This window comes from Proteiniclasticum sediminis (assembly GCF_018128025.1).
Taxonomy (GTDB): domain Bacteria; phylum Bacillota; class Clostridia; order Clostridiales; family Clostridiaceae; genus Proteiniclasticum; species Proteiniclasticum sediminis.
Map to the genome: position 1 here is coordinate 31,106 of NZ_JAGSCS010000002.1, position 18,892 is coordinate 49,997.

Annotated in this window: 16 protein-coding genes; 15 read left to right on the forward strand and 1 reads right to left on the reverse strand. The window is 47.9% G+C overall.

The window, feature by feature from the left end; translation table 11 throughout:
- Positions 1–412 precede the first annotated feature (412 nt).
- The 5 genes from KCG48_RS01755 to KCG48_RS01775 all read left to right on the forward strand — a co-directional run bounded on the left by KCG48_RS01755 (position 413) and on the right by KCG48_RS01775 (position 8,790).
- Positions 413–1,669, forward strand: coding sequence for an AAA family ATPase (locus tag KCG48_RS01755; protein WP_230976954.1), 1,257 nt, complete (start codon positions 413–415; stop codon positions 1,667–1,669).
- Positions 1,670–1,907: 238 nt separating this feature from the next.
- Positions 1,908–3,563, forward strand: coding sequence for a hypothetical protein (locus tag KCG48_RS01760; protein ID WP_211799580.1), 1,656 nt, complete (start codon positions 1,908–1,910; stop codon positions 3,561–3,563).
- Positions 3,564–3,618: 55 nt separating this feature from the next.
- The gene (locus KCG48_RS01765) at positions 3,619–6,480 is read left to right on the forward strand and encodes a TOTE conflict system archaeo-eukaryotic primase domain-containing protein (protein WP_211799581.1); all 2,862 of its coding nucleotides are present in this window, start codon (positions 3,619–3,621) and stop codon (positions 6,478–6,480) included.
- A 766-nt stretch (positions 6,481–7,246) separates the two neighbouring features.
- Positions 7,247–8,302 (forward strand): ImmA/IrrE family metallo-endopeptidase, encoded by a 1,056-nt coding sequence (locus tag KCG48_RS01770; protein ID WP_211799582.1) that lies wholly within the window; start codon positions 7,247–7,249, stop codon positions 8,300–8,302.
- Positions 8,290–8,790, forward strand: a complete 501-nt coding sequence (locus KCG48_RS01775; protein WP_211799583.1) for a PIN domain-containing protein — start codon at positions 8,290–8,292, stop codon at positions 8,788–8,790. The genes KCG48_RS01770 and KCG48_RS01775 overlap by 13 nt, the downstream gene beginning before the upstream one ends.
- A gap of 311 nt (positions 8,791–9,101) precedes the next feature.
- Here KCG48_RS01775 and KCG48_RS01780 read toward each other — a convergent pair whose 3' ends face one another.
- On the reverse strand, positions 9,102–9,494 hold the full coding sequence (locus KCG48_RS01780) for an AbrB/MazE/SpoVT family DNA-binding domain-containing protein (RefSeq protein ID WP_230976955.1): 393 nt from the start codon (positions 9,492–9,494) through the stop codon (positions 9,102–9,104).
- Positions 9,495–9,678: 184 nt separating this feature from the next.
- Between KCG48_RS01780 and KCG48_RS01785 the strand changes: the two genes are divergently transcribed.
- From KCG48_RS01785 to KCG48_RS01830, 10 genes are all read left to right on the forward strand, one after another.
- Positions 9,679–10,515, forward strand: a complete 837-nt coding sequence (locus KCG48_RS01785; RefSeq protein WP_211799584.1) for a MurR/RpiR family transcriptional regulator — start codon at positions 9,679–9,681, stop codon at positions 10,513–10,515.
- An 86-nt stretch (positions 10,516–10,601) separates the two neighbouring features.
- Complete coding sequence (murQ, locus tag KCG48_RS01790) at positions 10,602–11,531, forward strand: N-acetylmuramic acid 6-phosphate etherase (RefSeq protein WP_211799585.1); 930 nt, start codon at positions 10,602–10,604, stop codon at positions 11,529–11,531.
- Between the two features lie 11 nt (positions 11,532–11,542).
- Positions 11,543–11,863 carry a PTS lactose/cellobiose transporter subunit IIA gene (locus tag KCG48_RS01795; RefSeq protein ID WP_230976956.1) on the forward strand — a complete coding sequence of 107 codons (321 nt, stop codon included), beginning with the start codon at positions 11,543–11,545 and terminating at the stop codon, positions 11,861–11,863.
- Positions 11,863–13,050, forward strand: coding sequence for an anhydro-N-acetylmuramic acid kinase AnmK (anmK, locus tag KCG48_RS01800; protein ID WP_211799586.1), 1,188 nt, complete (start codon positions 11,863–11,865; stop codon positions 13,048–13,050). The genes KCG48_RS01795 and anmK overlap by 1 nt, the downstream gene beginning before the upstream one ends.
- Positions 13,029–13,382: a hypothetical protein gene (locus KCG48_RS01805; protein ID WP_211799587.1), complete on the forward strand. Its 354-nt coding sequence runs from the start codon at positions 13,029–13,031 to the stop codon at positions 13,380–13,382. Before anmK ends, KCG48_RS01805 begins: the two co-directional genes overlap by 22 nt.
- Before the next feature lie 102 nt (positions 13,383–13,484).
- Entirely contained in the window at positions 13,485–13,790 is a 306-nt protein-coding gene (locus tag KCG48_RS01810; RefSeq protein ID WP_211799588.1) for a PTS sugar transporter subunit IIB, read from the forward strand.
- A gap of 31 nt (positions 13,791–13,821) precedes the next feature.
- Positions 13,822–15,177 carry a PTS sugar transporter subunit IIC gene (locus KCG48_RS01815; protein ID WP_211799589.1) on the forward strand — a complete coding sequence of 452 codons (1,356 nt, stop codon included), beginning with the start codon at positions 13,822–13,824 and terminating at the stop codon, positions 15,175–15,177.
- Positions 15,178–15,280: 103 nt separating this feature from the next.
- Positions 15,281–16,612, forward strand: coding sequence for a 6-phospho-beta-glucosidase (locus KCG48_RS01820; protein WP_211799590.1), 1,332 nt, complete (start codon positions 15,281–15,283; stop codon positions 16,610–16,612).
- Positions 16,605–17,696, forward strand: coding sequence for a DUF871 domain-containing protein (locus KCG48_RS01825; RefSeq protein WP_211799591.1), 1,092 nt, complete (start codon positions 16,605–16,607; stop codon positions 17,694–17,696). The genes KCG48_RS01820 and KCG48_RS01825 overlap by 8 nt, the downstream gene beginning before the upstream one ends.
- An 8-nt stretch (positions 17,697–17,704) precedes the next feature.
- On the forward strand, positions 17,705–18,598 hold the full coding sequence (locus KCG48_RS01830; protein ID WP_211799592.1) for an N-acetylglucosamine kinase: 894 nt from the start codon (positions 17,705–17,707) through the stop codon (positions 18,596–18,598).
- The last annotated feature ends 294 nt before the right edge of the window (positions 18,599–18,892 follow it).

Genomic DNA, 18,892 nt, shown 5'->3' on the forward strand with positions numbered 1-18,892 from the left:
GCAAAATTAGGACGATTTTCTTTGAATAATTCATAAAAATGGATGGGAATCATTCCATCCATTTCACTTCTTTTCACTTAAATTGAGTTCATTTCACTTATTTTCAGCAAGATTGAAGTAGTTTATCTTAATCTTGAAGATTTTTTCATCGATTACCCTGCTGATTCTGGTGATCAATAACATCAAAATAGGTAGCTATTGATACAACGGATATCGATAGCTTGAACGTTATTTATCCATTAATGAATCTTTCATTCAAAAAAATAGCGTCAATTTGAGGGAAAATCTCAAAAATGTGTGTATTTTTCTTGTTTTTGGGTAAAATAAGGTCTAGATCATAGGAGGTGCCTCTGATGCTGATTGATTACAGATTTCAAACTTTAGATCGTTTAAAGAGCTTACTAGTCTCAATATGAATGCGGGGCGGCAAACCTCCTTAAGTCAAAATTTGATTCGGGATTATAACTTACGCATTCTCCCATCTGCAGTGCTTTATGGTGCCAATGCCAGTGGAAAATCGAATATCATCATGTCCTTGGCTGTGATGAAGGACATCGTGTTATCGGGGTCCCTAGAGGCTGATCTTCCAAGCTTAAAAAATTTGGAACTGTATCCTTTTGCTTATCTAGAGGCTGATATGCCCATGAAGTTCACCATTGACTTTCTTTCTAAGGAACAGCGCATGGAGTACGAATTTGAGATCATGGTCAGTTCCTTCAAAAAAGAGAACCGTCGCATAGTCTCTGAATCCTTAACATTAATCGATCGATCAAGTCAGAAGACAAACATTTATCAGAGGGAAGGAAACAGAGTTCAAATTAATCATGCTAAAAAAGCTTTAGCGATTATTGGATTTGATCTCAAGCTTCTGAGGTCCTTTGAGCGGAAAATCAATGAGAATGTCGATGACTCAGAATTGTTTTTAGCTCGGGCTTTTAAAAGTACGATTAGCAGCGAGCTGGCGGATATCGTCTTGGACTTTTTCAAAGATGAGCTTGTTGTGGTCAGTGATTTTACTTTGAAGAAAGCCAATCTGATTTTCTCGATGCAGGATAAACCGCAGAAGGATTTCCTGGCTTGGAATGATGTGCTCGAGGGTTTTGTGAAGCGAGCTGACTTTGGACCCCAGGATATCGCGTTTCGACCAAACAAAACAGAGAGCAATGATACATCGATGGAACTGATCTCCGTATACCATTACAAAGATAAACATGTCATGATTCCTGCAGAACTAATGGAGTCGCGTGGCACCCTGAAGTTATTGGATTTTGCCCTTCCATTTAACGGTCTCTTCAAGGCTGGAGGCGTGTTTATTCTCGATGAATTTGATGCAGCGATTCATCCGGAAATGATTAAGGGCATTCTTGCGCTTTTTAACGATCGTGAACTAAATCAGGCCGGAGCACAGCTCATCTTCACCACTCATAATCCTATTTATCTCAACAATCAAATCTTCAGAAGAGATCAGATTCGTTTTGTAGAAAAAGACACAGACACCTATGAGAGCATCCTCTATTCTCTGGCAGACTTTGGCTCTGAAGAAGTAAGAAATGACCATAATTACTTAATCAATTATTTTAAGGGAAACTATGGAGCACTTCCTTTTATTGATTTTTCCACACTTCTCGTTGATGAGGAAAACAAGGAGGATGAGGATGGGCTTCTATAAAAAACACTTGTGAAGCTGGATCAACCATAAGTATAGTTACTCCTTTAGTGACAAAGATTTAAAAAGGGATGATAACTTCAGTTTGATAACCGGACTGGACACTAGTGGAAACAGAATTCTCCTAAGTGTTTATCCATTCTTTGTAATGGTATGATAATAGCAGGCAAGAAGTTGTAGAAGAGGGAACTCGGTATGGGATTTGGACGCTCATAGCAAGTTCGAAGTTTGGAGGAATTAGTTGAATCTGAAAGAATTTTTAAAAGAAGTAGAAGAGTGTTTAATGAATATGACAGAGAAGGACAAAAATGAGTTTATTTTGCATCAGGCTAGAATATTGAAAGAAACTCAAAGGGATATTTTTCTAAAAAAGCTGAAGAACGAGGAAGTAAAGGTAGACTTCACACAAGAGATTACAGATTTTGAAAAATGGATAGTTCAGGTTCAACAAGGTTCCATTTCCTATAGATATCGCTATGAGTGGGATCCTGATGCAAGGTATGGAGAACCGGATGAAGTCTTGATCTATGAGGATTCTCTCGGGATTAGTGCGAAGATATCTCGTGCACTGCAAGTGGCCGATTCTCTTATTCAGCTAAAAGACTATCATGAGGCAGCGAAAATCTATGAGTTACTGCTAAACTGCAGCTATACAGTATTCTCAGAAGAGCTTGATGAGTCAGAGCTGTTTTGCTTAGCCAATTTAATCGAAGAAGATCTGATGAATGCAAATTATCCAGAGATCCTGATTCGCTGGTTATACGTGGTTTATCAAACGAAAGAGCTGCCGGTAATCCTGGAGGAGTTCTATGAAATCCTCTCCTCTAGACTCGGTTCTGCTATTTCCCTCGACCGGATCTTCGCCTTTGGACCGGAGAAACTCTTGGGAATCGAAGAGTATCTGGAGAAATGGATTTTCTACCTTGAAGATCGTCCTCAGTCTGTTGCGGGGACTTTGCTTTATGAGGCTTCGGCTTATCTTGGGGGGACAGATCAAGTCGTTATCGTCGCTGAAAGAGCAGGAGATAAACACCCCTTCATCTGTGTACACGCATGCGAGATGCTTTTCGCTGAACAGAGAAATCAGGAATGTGAAACCTTAGGTGTTCAATGGATAAACTTACTTCCGAGGAACTTGATTCTGCGCGCAAAAATCTGTGACTGGGTTCGGAAGGCGGCAGAACTTCTGGGTCACGATAAAGTGGAGCGAAATTCTATTGTGGAAGCCTTTTACAGTGACTCGACAATTCCACGGTTTCTGCAGTTATTCAGGCTTTCAGATTATGAGGACATCGTGAAGAAGGCGACAAGATACAGCCGTATGCTTCCGGAGCAAGGAGCAGTATTTTACGCCAAGCAGGGTGATGAGCTCGCTACCAGTACCATGTCCGCCGAGCATAAGATAATTATTGAGTTTTTTAGCGGTGATTTAGAAAAATCTTATCAAAGATATCAGAGATCCAAAGAATTTTTAGGTTGGAGCACTTCTGTCGAAGGGGTCCTTATTCCGCTATTTATTCTCACCCTTAATACACAAGGCGAACTTACCGTGTCTGGGGGAAAATTATGGCAGGATGTATGTTACAAGCTAGCCATCGATATTAACGATGAGGAGATGATGCTTGAGGGGTTTCTTCGATGGAAGCAACTGATCAAGATCAAACCGGAAGAAGAGAAAAAGTATCTAGAGTGGCTGAATGAGATGGTTTCAAATCGAGTGGAAGCTGTTGTCGGTGGAGGATTTCGGCGTAGTTATCATAAAGCTGCACTACTCATCGAGAATTATGGAGAGCTTATACAATCGAAAGGATCCCCGAATGGCAGAACAAAAACCATTGAGTATTACATCAAGAAATACCCTAGAAAACGTGCCTTCAAGGAGGAGTTTTTCGCATAGTGCTGATCTCGAGGTATTCTTACGTATGATCGTTTAAAACTAGAGGAGAAAAGCCATGGATGAGCATCAACTCTTAGAGATAATCAGAGAACTTCGAGAAGAAAACTTTAGGTTAAAGTCGGAGTTACTTCGGTTAAAGAAAATCAATAATCCCGATTTTCAGGAGGTGCACGAAATTCCGATTCAAACGCAGCTCCCTATTCTCGAACTCGAAAATTTCCCGAAGAAAAGTGTGACTCGTAATAGTTCGAAAGCAGAAAAGATTGCGTTATTTCAGTCTCTCTTTCGAGGCCGGGATGATGTTTGCGCGAAAAGATGGCGGAGTAAACCAGGGTATTCACCCTATTGTTTTCATGATTTCCAGGAAGGAATTTGCCAAAAGCCAAAAGTAAAGTGTGTGGACTGCAGATATAAAAGTTTTGCTCCCTTGGATGAAGAGAGAATCGAAGGACATTTGCTTGGGAAATATGTCCTTGGTCTTTACCCCATGACCCAAGATGATACCTGTTATTTACTGGTCATGGATTTTGATGAATCCACATGGAAAGAAGAAGTGCGAGCTGTTCAAGAGGTATGCCGACAGTTTCAGATACCTGTATATGCAGAACGGTCAAGATCGGGGAATGGCTGTCATCTATGGTTCTTTTTTCAGGAAGAGATGAAAGCCTCAGTGGCGAGAAAGTTTGGAATAAGCCTACTCTCAGAGGCCATGAGAACATGCGAAAACATTCATTTCAGCTCTTTTGATCGACTTTTTCCAAGTCAGGATTTTCTTCAAAAAGACGGTTTTGGGAATCTCATTGCATTACCTCTTCAAAAAGAACCGCGAGAACAAGGAAATACAGTATTTGTGGATTTGGATTTTCAAGCAGTTGAGGATCAATGGGCCTTCCTATCTGAGATTAGAAGGATCTCAGCCGAAACTGTAAGCGGAATCATTGAAACCTTACACGAGGATGAGGAGGTTAATGTTCTTAATACACAAGTAAAATTCAGCGAAAGTTCAACCGTGAACACAAATGACTTTCCCCATGTGGTGAAAATCGAAAAAGGTCAAGGGTTATGTCTATCAAAGGCGGGGTTAACCCCTAGAGCGCTTCTTTTATTGCGGAAGATGGGATCTTATCCAAATCCCGAATTTTTTGCAAAGCAGGCTATTCGGCAAACAACCTTCGGAACCCCTCGTATGGCCATTGTCTATGAAGAAAATGCCACGCTGTTGATCTTACCGCGAGGCTTAGAAACTAGGCTTAAGGAAGAGTTAGAGAAATTTCATGTTCCCTATCAGTTCTATGAGAATCGCGTAGCAGGCCATACATATTTGATGAACTTCCAGGGGACGCTTTCCCATCAACAAGAAGAAGCATTTCAGGCGCTTTCGAAGAAAGATGATGGGGTTTTGTCCGCAGCTACAGGGTTTGGCAAGACAGTAGTGGGAGCAAGACTCATCGCCGAAAAATCCTGCGCGACACTCATCCTCGTCCATACAAAAGAGTTAGCAAAACAGTGGAAAGAACGATTGGAACAATTTTTGGATGTTTCCATTTCACTTGAAGAACTCCCAAATCAAGGTAAGCGTAAGAAGACGTTCATTGGAGAACTGGGTGGCGGAAAGCAGACCTTAAAAGGTGTAGTGGATATTGCGATTATGCAATCCCTGTTTGAAACGGATAAAACAGTCAAGTCGTTAATACATCAATATGGGATGATCATTGTTGACGAGTGTCACCATGTCTCAGCCCAAAATTTTAGACGAATACTCAGTGAGGCAGATGCCCGCTATGTCTATGGGCTTACAGCAACCCCCATCCGAAAGGATGGACATCATCCCAGCATTTTTATGTTCTGTGGACCGATTCGTTATACAGTGGATGCAAAGGCGGAAGCCCAAAAGCGAACATTTGATCATTACTTGATTCCTCGTTTTACCAGTCTTCGTATGCCATTTGAGAAGGAGTCAAAAGAATGGCATATCACCGAAGTCTATAAACACCTAAGCACAAGTGAAACACGAAACAAAATGATTATTCAGGATGTGTCAAAGGCTTTGATGGAGGGCAGAACTCCACTTATTCTGACTGAACGCACAGAACATGTCTCAGCGCTATGTCAGGAAATGGAAAATCAAGGCGTGAAATATATCGTTCTCACCGGGAAACTTAAACGGAGTGAAAGAAGAGAAGCCGGGGAGAGCATTGCAAAAATTAGGGAAGGAGGCGAAACGGCCCTAATTGCAACGGGCAGACTCGTGGGTGAGGGATTTGACTTACCTCGTCTAGACACTCTTTTTCTCGCCATGCCTATTGCGTGGAAAGGAACGATTACCCAGTATTCCGGTCGGTTGCATCGAGAGTTTGAAGGAAAAGAAGAAGTTCACATCTATGATTATGTGGATATCAACATTCCAGTACTGGAAAGGATGTATCACAAGCGATTATCTGCCTATAAGGCCGTGGGCTATTCCCTAAAGGATTATGGAAGCGTTGATGAGAGTAGTGGGATCTATGATGATAACACCTACCTTGAGCCTTTAATCACTGATCTTCAAAATGCCCAAAGGAATATTCTTATCTCCAGCACATTTATCACCCGGAAGAAGTATGAAATGATAAAGGACATCTTAATCGAAAAGTTTCAATCGGGTGTTCGAGTCACCCTAGTCTTGAAAGAATTTCATGAGTATCCAGAAAAGTACAGAGGAAATATGTTTAATATAGTTCAGGAATTGAGTCTATTAGGATTCGAGGTCATTCATCATCCTGACCATCATCTGAAGGCAGCCCTTATAGACCGTCATTTGGTTTGGTATGGAGGATTGGATTTACTGGCGACTACATTTGAAGGTGATACAGTCATTCGGGTGAAAGACGAAGTATTAGCGAACGAAATAATTGGAGAGCTCATGCGGAGCGAATAGTAATCCCATGCTTAGCAGAAATGGAAAGGCCTTACAACAATGTGCTAATGTTGATCTTGTTTCAACTAATTCTCTATTATCCTAGTGTTTCGTAAGGATCAATGGTTCTTCAGGTATGCAGTTCGAGTACGGATCAAAAAGTTGAAGTATTACTTTTTAAGGTCTTGTTCGATTTTTTCACGAATAGTCTCCGATAAAAAATTCGTCATCTGTATACCCATGCTCGTTATTCCGATTCTGTTTAAAATCTAGCCGTGGAGATCATTTGTAATTGTGTTTATACTCCTTTTGAACGGAGGGGACTTTGGGTTCTCCATCTTCCCGGATCCATTGCCGTTTTCGACTGCTGATTATCTTACATGCTTCCTGGCACAAGGGGCAGCAGCTCTTCTCCATACTCCGGACAAAAAACGGACAAAAAACGGACAAAAAACGCCTTTACAGCTATTCCATTCCAGTTCAAACTTTGATACAATAACGATGCTAATCAATTTAGTAAGAGGTCCTTCCTGATCACTCGTCCAAAATGAGTCAGGGAGGGCCTCTTTCCGTCCTCCCATGTTGTTATGGTCATTTTATCCGTCCATTTGCGGATAGACAAGATTAGCATAAAAGGCGTCTTTAACAATAAAGACTTCTGTAACAATTGATTCCAACAGAAGAACCTGATGACTTAATCGATTAGATAAGTAAAAATTAACTTTCATGAAGGGTGTTTATTTTTACTAGATTTGAAGTAAAATATAAACATAAGGGGGTGGTAATAATGTTTAGCAAGAACTTGAAGTATTATCGGTTAAAGAAAGCGTTATCGAAGAAACAGCTGGCAGAAAGAATTCATGTCAGTCCCATGGCAATTACGAACTATGAGAATGGAACGCGAAAACCCAATATGGATATCCTTCAGAAGATGTCGAAGGAACTGGGGATTCGAGTCTCGGATTTCTTGGCCATTCGAAACGAAAATTTAGTATTTCGTCATGGTGAGTTTCGGAAAAATGCAGCACTGACCATTGCTCAGCAAGACTATGTTCGGGAATCTGTAGAAGAATATTTCAATCGATATATGACGATTGTGGAAATATTAGGTGGAGATATTTTGCCGGATGCTCCACATTGCCATGGGATATCCCTTTCGGATGATGTGGAGAAGGATGCGATGATGCTCCGAAAGCATTTGTATATCGCTTCCGATGGTCCACTGGATAATCTCGTGGAGATCCTTGAGAATAAAGGAATCCTGATTTTTGTGTTCAAAATTGAAAATGATAAATTCTCGGGAATGAATGGATTTGTCAATGATCGCCCCTACATCGCCCTTAACATGGAGATGAGTCCTGAACGAAACCGGTCTACGATTGCCCATGAACTTGCCCATTTGATGTTTATCTGGCCGGAAGAAATGAATGATAAAGACATTGAAGATCGGGCTACGGCCATCAGTGGAGCATTCTTACTACCCAAAAGTGATGCAGAACGAGAACTGGGGATACACCGGACCAAGGTTTCGAAGGATATGGTCTATGTGGCAAAGGAATATGGAGTATCCATGTTGCTACTGGTGAAGCGTGCACAAGTCCTGGGGATTATTTCAGATCATGTGGCTAAAGATTTTTATGTCGCAGCCTCCCAAGCGGGTTGGCGGAAAAAAGAGCCTGTTCGTATTGCAAAAGAATTACCTACTTTTTTCGAGCAGCTAGTTTTCCGTGCGATTAATGAGAATGAAATCAGTGTCCAAAAGGGGGCTGAGCTTCTTAAAATGCCCTTTGATGAGGTCACTTCTCGCTGCTGTAAGAACGAGGATGAACTATGGAGTATGTAAGCAGTGATACAAATGTGTGGATTGATTTTTTTGTAATTGATCGCCTTCGTTTGCCTTTTCGCTTACCTTACGTGTTTATTATGAATCATGATGCGATAGAGGATGAGTTTTTGTCCCCCAAGGGGTTAAAGGATGATCTGAAACGATGTGGGCTAATTGGTGTGGAAATTACCATTGAGGAATTCGAGTTAGCAGATCAGTTTGGACAGCAGTATCCAAAACTATCCAACTATGATCGTATTGCATTAGCAATTGCAAGGGAGAGAAAAATCGTCCTACTCTCAGGTGACAAAGCATTGCGAAATGCGGCCCTAAAAGAAGGGGTGAGCATCCTCGGAACACTTGGAGTGCTGGATCAGCTTTATGAGGGATCGTACATTGACGGGAAAGAATATGAGCTTTGTTTGCTCGAACTTCAAAAACATAACGGACAGTTAGTAAGATTGCCAAAGGATGAAATCAATTCAAGACTGGGAAAACTAAAGTAGAGCAGAAGATATGGGAAGCATCGGGAACCACATCATGGAGAGCTGATCCTACTAGAGAACAAAAAATGAGCATGATGATTATTCCGTCATGCTCATTTTATGTTCTATCCAAGTCCGAATTATTCTAAACCTGAGTTTTATGATGAGTAGAGAGTTGGAGAAGAGCAAAAAAGTGCCCTGGAAGAAAACTATGTCTTCCAGGGCTTCTGCTTACTTTATCGCTTCATCGAATGGTGGTTGAAAGATGAAACAGTAACGGTTTCCACTTTCAAAATCAATACATCCACAACGATCATCCAGGCAGAGGATTGCTACTCATCTAGATCGTCGTCATTGAAAATGTTATTAGTGAGGTTCTTGGAGTCCATGGAAGCAAGCTTAGCTACTCGATCGGCTTCTTCAATGAGCTTTTCCACTGCAGGTTTAACCTTACGATTCATCTTCTTAAACTCTACCAGTAATTGATCCCCTGTGTATCCTAGTCGAATCAGGTCATTTAGAATCTGCTCAGCAAAATAGGAATCCTCTTGTTTCACAGGCTTGATAATTAACATATCTCCGGAGAAAATGCACTCAATTTCCTTATCGAAGCCAAGAGCATTGAAAAATTTTGCGGGGATTGTAATTTGGCGTTTGCTTGAGATCTGGATTCTTTTTGTCTCGAAGGGAATTTTAGTAGGATTTGATTTTGCAGAAGACATCATACAACCTCCTTCATTTCGAATAGTAAGGAAACCAAGCTTCCTTACTATTTATCATAGAGGATAAAACATAATGATCAAGACCGGATAAGGTTTAGTTTGATCTACACCCCTGGTTTTCTTGTTTTTTATGATGAAATCAGGTATTCTAGAATTATGAAATTTTATTTTAAGGCGGGTTGTACTCATGAGCAGCGTGTTTCGAATCAAAGAAGGTTTCTCCACATATACGGAAACAGAAAAGCGATTAGCCGAACACATCCTGGAGCATAAAGATGACGTCATCAATTTCAGTGCCCAGGTGCTGGGGGAGAAGGTGAACACCTCGGCTGCAGCCGTGGTTCGCTTTGCCAAGAAGCTGGGTTACAAGGGATGGACCGCCCTAAAGGTGGACCTGGCCAGCGATCACACCGGCGAGGAAACCGGCTTTGACGACATCATCAAGGAAGAGGACACCGTGAAGGTCCTGGTGCGAAAAGCCCAGACCCTGAACCTTCGGACTCTGGAGCAGACCTACAAGCTCATCAACGAGAAAACCCTCCAGGAGTTCATCGACAGGCTCATTGCCGCCGATACCATCTATCTCTTTGGGGTAGGAGGTTCCGGCATCGTCTGTGAAGACTTCCACAACAAGCTCGTCCGTATCGGTAAGCGTTCCGTATTCAACAAGGATCCCCATATTCAGCTGGAAGCCGCCGCCCACATCAGCGACAAGGATGTGGCCCTGGGCATCAGCTACAGCGGCAACACCAAGGAAGTCAATGTGGCCCTCGAGCACGCTTCTTCCAAGGGAGCCCTGACACTGGGGATCACCCAGCTGACCAAATCCAAAATGAACAAGATCTGTGACCTTCAGCTCCATGTGCCCTCCGAGGAAAAGGAGCTCCGTCTCGGGGCCATCCAGTCCCGAAACTCCTCCCTGATTCTCACGGATCTGCTCTATTACGGAATCACCAAAGCCGATATTGCCGGATACAAGGACAAGCTCAAAAACACCAGAAGCCTCATCGCAGAGTTGAAGTAGAGCATTTTCGGATGCTCTTTTTCATTTGCAATAAAATTTCTATTCAAATCGTAAGTTTATTGAAATTTTATTTTAGATGTTTTATAATGGAGTCAAATCAAAAGAAGGAGCGTGAAGCTGTGATTGATCTTGAGCTTCTGGACACGGAAGGTATCAACGAAAACTCCCTCAATATAGACTCCATGAACATCGCCGATGTCCTGAAGACCATCAACGAAGAAGATAAGAAGGTGGCCCAGGTCATCGAAGAAGAGCTTCCGGCCATCACCCGCGCCGTGGAAGCCATTTGTCCCAAAATCCAGGTAGGAGGGCGCCTCATCTATGTGGGCGCCGGAACCTCCGGAAGACTCGGCGTCCTGGACGCCTCCGAGTGTCCCCCCACCTATGGGGTGGAACCGGGCCTCGTGGTGGGCCTCATCGCCGGCGGCGAAAAAGCCCTCCGCTATGCCATTGAAGGGGCAGAGGACGATGGAGAACAGGCCGTAAAAGACCTGGAAGCCATTCGGTTCACCCCCAAGGATGCCCTCGTCGGCTTAGCGGCCTCCGGACGAACCCCCTATGTCCTGGCTGCCCTGGCTTACGCCAAGGCCCTGGGCGCCGTGACGGTCTCCGTCAGCTGCGTCAAGGATGCCGAAGTATCCCAGGTGGCTCAGTATCCCATCGAAGCCGTGGTGGGCCCGGAGGTGGTCACGGGATCCACGAGGATGAAAGCGGGCACCGCCCAGAAAATGATCCTCAATATGATCTCCACCACCCTCATGATCCAGGCCGGAAAAGTCTACGGCAACCTCATGGTGGACGTTCAGGCCACCAACGCCAAGCTCATTGTCCGGGCGGAGCGGATCATCACCACCACCACCGGCCTCGGCAAAGAAGAAGCCAAACTTCTCTTTGAAGAGAGCGGACATTCGGTGAAAACCGCCATCGTCATGGCGAAGAAAAAGACCAGCCGCCGGGAGGCGGAAGCACTGCTGGAAAAGCACCAGGGACGGATTGCCCGGGCCCTCACGAGTTAAAGGAGAAGAGTATGAGTCAAGAAATGGAAATGATCATCTTCAACATCATCAACTATGCCGGCATGGCCAAGGGACTGGCCTATGAGGCCTTAACCGAGGCAGAAGCAGGAAACTACGACAAAGCCCAGGAGCTTCTGAAGGAAGCCGACGCTAACCTCCTGGAAGCCCACAAGGTTCAGACCTCCATCATCCAGGCCGAAGCCCGGGGAGAAAAGCCGGAGGTTTCCGTGCTCTTCGTCCATGCCCAGGATCAGCTCATGACCTCCATGGAGTCCCGCACCCTCATCGAGCATCTGATCCGCATATATCAGAAGTTCGACACGGCCAAGTAATGTACGCCGTCGGCCTCATGTCCGGAACATCCCTGGATGGTGTCGATGCGGCCCTTTGCCAGGTGGAAGGCTCTGGACGGAATACAAAAATCGAACTCCTATCCTTTGACACCACCCCCATCCCCGAGGACGTCAAGGCGGAAATCCGCCTGGTCATGGGAAATACCGTTCCCCAGATCGACGTGCTCACCTCCCTCAACTTCAAGCTGGGGAAGGTCTTTGCCCAGGCTGTGAACCGGCTTCTCACGAAGAACCACATGACGGGAAAGGACCTGGCCTTTGTGGCTTCCCACGGCCAGACCCTCTACCATATCCCCAAACCTAACGGAACCTTGGTCCGCAGTACACTGCAGATGGGGGAGAGCGCCGTCATCGCCTATGAGGTGGGGGCACCCGTCATCTCCAACTTCCGCGTCATGGATGTGGCAGCGGGAGGGGAGGGAGCACCCTTGGTTCCCTTGAGTGAGATCATCCTCTATGGAGAAGCGGGGAAGAACATCGCCCTCCAAAACCTGGGCGGCATCGGCAACGTCACCCTGCTCCCCGGAACCTTAAACGAAGCGGAAGTCTTTGCCTTCGATACAGGACCGGGAAACATGGTCATCGACGAAGCCATGCGGATCCTCTACGGAAAAAGCTACGACGAAAATGGCCAGGTGGCCTTGTCCGGGAAAATTGCAGAACCGCTCCTTTCGGAGCTCCTCCAGCACCCCTATCTGGATCTGCCGCTCCCTAAATCCACCGGCCGGGAAGACTTCGGCGAAGCCTTTACCCGAGATCTTCTCACCCGCTATGCCCATGTGGCCCCCGAGGACTTCATTGCCACGGTGACCCAGTTCACCGCCTCCACCATGGCTGACGCCTATACCCGGTACATCCTGCCCCAGTACCCCTTGGATCGGGTGGTGCTGGGCGGCGGGGGAGCCCACAATGAGGCGATCCTTTCTGGACTCCGAAAGCTTCTGCCCCAGGTGGAAGTCCTCACCCAGGAGGATCTGGGCCTCTCCAGCGATGCCAAGGAAGCCATCGCCTTTGTCATCCTGGGCAATGAAACCTGGCACGGCAGCTTTGGCAATGTGCCCGGCGCCACCGGCGCCGGCGAAGGCGTGATTCTGGGACAGATCACCCCCTGTCCCACAGCATTTGGAAGGAAGGTGTACGGAGCATGGCCCGAACCTGGAAAGTAAAGAACGAAGAGAAAAGGGAGTACAATCCCGCCCAGGGAAGAACGGACTACAACATCCCCATGCTGGGATACCGCAGCGCCCTCTTTATCCTGGTGGTGGTCTTCACCACCGTATTCACGGCGCCAGCCCTCACGGGACTCCTCTTTGAGGACTTCCGAATTCCCGCCAGCCTCCTTTCCGGCCTCCTGGTGGGTTATGCCATCGCCTTTGCCCAGTACTACATCGAGCGGAAGAAGAAGGCGGACCGGAAGTTCCATGTTCTGGCCCTCGTTCTTGCCCTCTTCATGACCGGGCTGTTCTTTTTCCTCTATACCATGGGCGTTCTTTTTTAACTAAAATAAAAATACAATATTGAAATGAAATTTCTAAAATAATATTGCAAAAGTAAGCGTTTACCCCTATAATCAAATTATCGAAGGAGAAAGGAGAAAACCATGAAAGTATTATTCGTTTGTTCTCTCGGCATGTCCAGTCAGATTGCCGTTGACGCCCTTCTCAAAGAAGCCAAGAAGAATGGGGTGGCCATGGAAGTCCATGCGGTCAGCACCCAGGAATTCGAAACTGCCGTGACCGAAGGATGGGACGTGGCCATGGTGGCCCCGCAGATCCGTCACCGGTTCAGCTATCTGGAACAGTTTGCCAAGGATGCCGGCGTACCCTGCGCCCTCATCGAACCCATGGGTTACAGCCCCCTGGGCGGACCCCGTCTACTCAAGCAAGTCTTGGGTCTCAAAAAATAGCTAAATCAATCAACACATAAAGGAGACGACTATGTTCGAGAAAATTTCCCAATTCATGGACGAAAAGCTCTCTACCCCCATGGCGAAGCTCGCTGAGCAGAGACATCTGAGAGCCATTCGTGACGGTATCATTGCAACTCTTCCCCTCATCATCGTAAGCTCCATGTTCATGGTAATTGCGTTCCTTCCGAACCAGCTGCCAAAGGAATGGGCACTCACCCAGTTCATCGCCAAGAATCAGTTCAAGATTCTTCTCCCTTACAGAATGTCCATGTACATCATGACCCTGTATGCGGTGTTCGGCATCGGTTACTCTTTAGCCCGTTCCTATAAGCTGGACGGACTTTCCGGCGGTATCATGGCTGAGCTGGCGTACCTCCTCACCATCATCCCCAAGTCCATCCCTGCAGCCACCGCTGCGGTGAAGACCCTGGCCGAAACCAATCCGGATCTGGCCGGATGGATGAAGAGCGTTCCTTCAGGATTCCACATCCCCATGGGTCAGCTGGGCTCTGCGGGCATGTTCATCGGAATTCTCGCGGCGATCTTCGCTGTGGAAGTTTACCGTTTCACCGAAACCAAGAACTTCAAGATCTCCATGCCTCCCCAGGTTCCGGCATCCGTTGCCCGTTCCTTTGAGGCCCTGACCCCCACTGCCATTATTCTCTTCGTGGTCTCCGCCATCACCATGTGGGCTGGCGTCGATGTCCATGGCATCATGAACAAGCTGGTGGCCCCTCTGGTCACCGCCACCGATACTCTGCCTTCTGTCCTTCTCATCATCTTCCTGGGCATGTTCTTCTGGACCTTCGGTATTCACGGCTGGTCCATTGTGGGAACCATCGCCAGACCGCTGTGGCTGACCCTTCTGGAAACCAACACTGCCGCTTACGCTGCAGGAGAAGCTATTCCCCACATCGGAGCAGAGCCCTTCTACCAGTGGTTCATCATGATCGGCGGATCCGGTACGACCATCGGTCTGGCCATCCTCTTCCTGGTGAAGTCCAAGTCTGCCTATGGCAAGGCTTTAGGAAAGACCGCGTTCATTCCGGCCATCTTCAACATCAATGAGCCCATGATCTTCGGTGCTCCCATCGTCCTGAACCCCATCCTGATGATTCCGTTCATCATCACCCCGATGATCTCCGCCACCATCGCCTGGATTGCCACAAGCCTTGGCCTGGTCGGACGTGTGGTTGCCCTGGCACCCTGGACGCTGCCTGGACCCATCGGCGCATACCTGGCCACCGGTGGAGACTGGAGAGGCGCTGCACTCAGCGTCATCCTCATCGCTTTATCCGTAGCCATCTACCTGCCCTTCTTCACCATCTATGACAACAAGCTGAAGGCTGAAGAGTCTGAAGAAGTGAAGAACGAAATCGCATAAATTCTAGACACAGGGGGTTCTACAGGATTGTAGAGCCCTTCTTTCTTAGACAAATCGGTGGTTTCCAAAGGTTTTGACTGAAGGAAACCTTGGGAGGGAAAATATGAAGAAGTTAAAGATCGTCACCATCGGCGGAGGCTCCAGCTACACCCCGGAGCTGGTGGAAGGGTTCATCAAACGTTACGCGGAACTTCCCGTCACGGAGCTCTGGCTTGTGGACATTGAAGAGGGGAGAGAAAAGCTGGACATCGTGGGTCGCCTGGCCCAGCGCATGGTGGAAGCGGCGGGGCTTCCCTTAAAGGTCATTCTTTCCCTGGATCGGAAGGAAGCCCTCAAGGATGCGGACTTTGTCACCACCCAACTTCGGGTGGGACAGCTCAGCGCCCGGATCCTCGATGAGCGGATCCCCCTGACCCACGGCATCCTGGGGCAGGAAACCAATGGGGCCGGGGGAATGTTCAAGGCGCTGCGCACCATTCCTGTTATAATGGAGATCGTGGAGGACATGAAGGTCCTCTGTCCCGATGCCTGGCTCATCAACTTCACCAACCCCGCAGGAATGGTGACAGAAGCGGTGCAGCGCTACGGAAACTTCTCCAAGGTGGTGGGGCTCTGCAACGTTCCTGTAGGGATGAAGAAGAGCATGGCCAAGCAGCTAAAAGCCCAGGAAGAGGACATTGCCATGGAGATTGTGGGGTTAAACCACCACTTCTTTATGACCGATGTCTTCGAAAAAGGCCAAAGCCGCATGAAGGAGATCCTGGAAGGCTACGAGAAGCTGACGCCGGAAGATGAGGTGAGCATGAAGAACATCATGACCATCCCCTGGACCAAAGAACTCGTCCGGGCCTTAGCGGCCATCCCCTGTCCCTATCTTTCCTACTACTTCTACCCCCAGGAACAGCTTCAGCATCAGCTGGAACTCTTTGCCACCCATAGCGTCCGGGCGGAGTTTGTGAAGGGCGTGGAGGATGAACTCTTTGCCCTCTATGCCCAGGAAGAACTCCATGAAAAGCCCAAGCAGCTGGAGCAGCGAGGCGGGGCCCATTACAGCGATGCGGCCTGCAGTCTCATCACCTCCATCTACAACGACAAGGGTGATATTCAGTATGTCAATACGAGGAACGCGGGAGCCCTCACGGACTTCCCCGAGGATACCATCATCGAGGTGGCGGCGAAGATCACGAAAGACGGTCCCGTGCCCATCCCCGTGGGCGCCATTCCTGAGGCGTTAAAGGGAACCATCCATACGATCAAGAGCTTTGAGCGCATGACGGTGGAAGCCGCCGTCACGGGAAACCGGGACTTGGCCATCGCAGCCCTGACCCTGAACCCCCTGGTTCCTTCGGGCGCTCTGGCGGTCCAGGTTTTTGATGAACTCTACGAGGCTCATAAGGCCTATCTGCCCCAGTTTAAAGGAGAGAGCCATGCGTAAATTAGGATTATCCATCTACCCTGAAAAATCCACCAAAGAAGAGATTGTCACCTACCTGGAAAAGGCCGCAAAGTACGGCTTCAGCCGAATTTTCTCCTGCCTCCTGTCCGTGACCAAGGCTCCGGAGGAGATCAAGGCCGAATTCCTGGAGGTGAACCGTGCTGCCCATGCCCTGGGCTACGAGGTCATCGTGGACGTTTCTCCCCGGGTGTTCAAGGAACTGGGGATCAGCTATCAGGACCTGAGCTTCTTCCATGACATCGAAGCCGATGGCATTCGCCTCGATCAGGGCTTCACGGGCCTGGAGGAGTCCCTCATGACCTTCAATCCCTACAACCTGAAGATCGAGATCAACATGAGCCAGAATACCCATACCATCGATACCATCATGGATTATGAGCCCAATCGCTACAATGTGATTGGCTGTCACAATTTCTATCCCCATATCTATTCCGGACTCGCCTTGGACCATTTTCAGAAGTGTACGGAACGTTTCCGTAAATATGGACTGCGCACTGCAGCTTTCGTCACTTCCCAGGTGGAAGGCTCCTTTGGTCCCTGGCCCGTGACAGATGGGCTGCCCACTTTAGAAATGCACCGGGATAAGACCTTGGCGGCTCAGATGAAGCACCTCATCGCCCTGGGCGGCATTGATGATCTTATCATTTCCAACTGCTATCCCAGCGATGAAGAGCTGGAAGCCGTGGGGAAGATGCGGCTGGATATGGTAACCTTAAACGTGACCCTTCGGGAGGATATTCCGGAGATCATGCGTAAAATCGTTCTGGAGGAGATGCACTTCCACCGGGGTGATGTCTCCGGAAACTACATCCGCTCCACCCAGAGCCGGGTAAAGTTCAAGGGTCAGGAGTTCCCTCTGTTCCATGCCCCGGAGATCCTAAAGCGAGGCGATGTCATCGTGGAATCCAGCCTCTACGGCCATTATGCCGGGGAGCTCCAGATCGCCATGACGGACATGAAAAACTCAGGCAAGAGCAATGTGGTGGGCCGGGTGGCCGAGGAGGAGATCTTCCTTCTGGATGCCTTAAAGCCCTGGCAGAAGTTCAATTTCAGCGAAAAGTAGGGATGAAGATGTACATCATCGGTGTGGATGCCGGAGGGACTAAAACCCTCCTGGCCCTCTATGATCAAGACGGGAACAAACTGAATGAAACGGTGATGGAAAGCTGCCACTACATGCGGGTGGGGGCCAGCGGCATGGGGAGGATCCTGAAGGAAGGGGTGAACACCCTTTGCCAGAAGCAGGGGATCAGCCCCCGGGACATCGTCCTGTCCTTAGGCCTCGCCGGCTACGGCCGGGAGGAGAAGGTGAGACGGATGCTGGAGGAAGCCCTGAAGGCAGCTTTTCCCGAGACGAAGCTCATCCTCCACAATGATGTGGAGACAGCCCTGGAAGGAGCCTTCCTGGGCGGAGACGGGCTCATGCTCATCGCGGGAACCGGCTCCATCGCCTTTCTAAAGCAGGGGGATGAGGTGAAGCGATGCGGCGGCTGGGGTTATGCCTTTGGCGACGAGGGCAGCGCCTACTGGATTGCGAAAAAGCTTCTGGAAGTCTTCGCCAAGGAAGATGACGGACGGCTGGAAAAAACGGCGCTCCACGGTCTGCTCCTGGAACGGCTGAACCTTTCCCAGGGAGCCGATCTCATTACCTATGTGATGAAGGATATGCAAAATGACCGAAACCAGGTGGCAAGGCTGGCCGTCCTGGCGGGAGAAGCGGCCGCTTTAGGGGATCCGATGGCCCTACTCATCTATGAGGAAGCTGCGAAGGAGCTGGCGGCATTAGCCAACACGTTGGTGAAGGGGATCGAGAAACCGGTGCCCCTGGCCGTCTATGGCGGGGTCTTCCAGGCGGGACACTGGATCCTCAAACCGTTGAAGGCTCATTTAGCCGAAAATCTTCAACTGGTGGAGCCAAAGGCTCCACCGGAGTACGGAGCCTATCTATTTTCAAAGAAAGGCTAACCGCAAGAAAAGAATGATGTAGAGAGTGAAATGCTCCCGGGATGAGCGATGGTGAATAAATCACTGTCCAGCATCCTGGGTGCATTTTTTATCCCTGCGGCCAAAGGAAACCCATAGTATTTCTGGGCATACTTCAGGCCGCCAGGAACAGAAGAGAAGTGAAGTTGTCATCGATCTGCATAGGCCAATTAGGAATTCTGTGTACAGAGAAAGAAGCTGAGGAGGCGATGAAACCACTGAGAGGTAGGAACATTCGGGGAAAAACAGTAGAAGTATCAAGGAGCAGGAAGAAGA

Excerpts from the sequence above, each read along its gene's own strand:
- KCG48_RS01755 (WP_230976954.1), top strand. The coding sequence starts at position 413 with ATGAATGCGGGGCGGCAAACCTCCTTAAGTCAAAATTTGATTCGGGAT.
- KCG48_RS01810 (WP_211799588.1), top strand. The coding sequence starts at position 13,485 with ATGAAAGTATTATTCGTTTGTTCTCTCGGCATGTCCAGTCAGATTGCC.
- KCG48_RS01795 (WP_230976956.1), top strand. The coding sequence starts at position 11,543 with ATGAGTCAAGAAATGGAAATGATCATCTTCAACATCATCAACTATGCC.
- KCG48_RS01805 (WP_211799587.1), top strand. The coding sequence starts at position 13,029 with ATGGCCCGAACCTGGAAAGTAAAGAACGAAGAGAAAAGGGAGTACAAT.
- murQ (WP_211799585.1), top strand. The coding sequence starts at position 10,602 with ATGGAGTCAAATCAAAAGAAGGAGCGTGAAGCTGTGATTGATCTTGAG.
- KCG48_RS01820 (WP_211799590.1), top strand. The coding sequence starts at position 15,281 with ATGAAGAAGTTAAAGATCGTCACCATCGGCGGAGGCTCCAGCTACACC.
- KCG48_RS01825 (WP_211799591.1), top strand. The coding sequence starts at position 16,605 with ATGCGTAAATTAGGATTATCCATCTACCCTGAAAAATCCACCAAAGAA.
- KCG48_RS01785 (WP_211799584.1), top strand. The coding sequence starts at position 9,679 with ATGAGCAGCGTGTTTCGAATCAAAGAAGGTTTCTCCACATATACGGAA.
- KCG48_RS01830 (WP_211799592.1), top strand. The coding sequence starts at position 17,705 with ATGTACATCATCGGTGTGGATGCCGGAGGGACTAAAACCCTCCTGGCC.
- KCG48_RS01780 (WP_230976955.1), bottom strand. The coding sequence starts at position 9,494 with ATGATGTCTTCTGCAAAATCAAATCCTACTAAAATTCCCTTCGAGACA.
- KCG48_RS01770 (WP_211799582.1), top strand. The coding sequence starts at position 7,247 with ATGTTTAGCAAGAACTTGAAGTATTATCGGTTAAAGAAAGCGTTATCG.
- KCG48_RS01775 (WP_211799583.1), top strand. The coding sequence starts at position 8,290 with ATGGAGTATGTAAGCAGTGATACAAATGTGTGGATTGATTTTTTTGTA.
- anmK (WP_211799586.1), top strand. The coding sequence starts at position 11,863 with ATGTACGCCGTCGGCCTCATGTCCGGAACATCCCTGGATGGTGTCGAT.
- KCG48_RS01765 (WP_211799581.1), top strand. The coding sequence starts at position 3,619 with ATGGATGAGCATCAACTCTTAGAGATAATCAGAGAACTTCGAGAAGAA.
- KCG48_RS01815 (WP_211799589.1), top strand. The coding sequence starts at position 13,822 with ATGTTCGAGAAAATTTCCCAATTCATGGACGAAAAGCTCTCTACCCCC.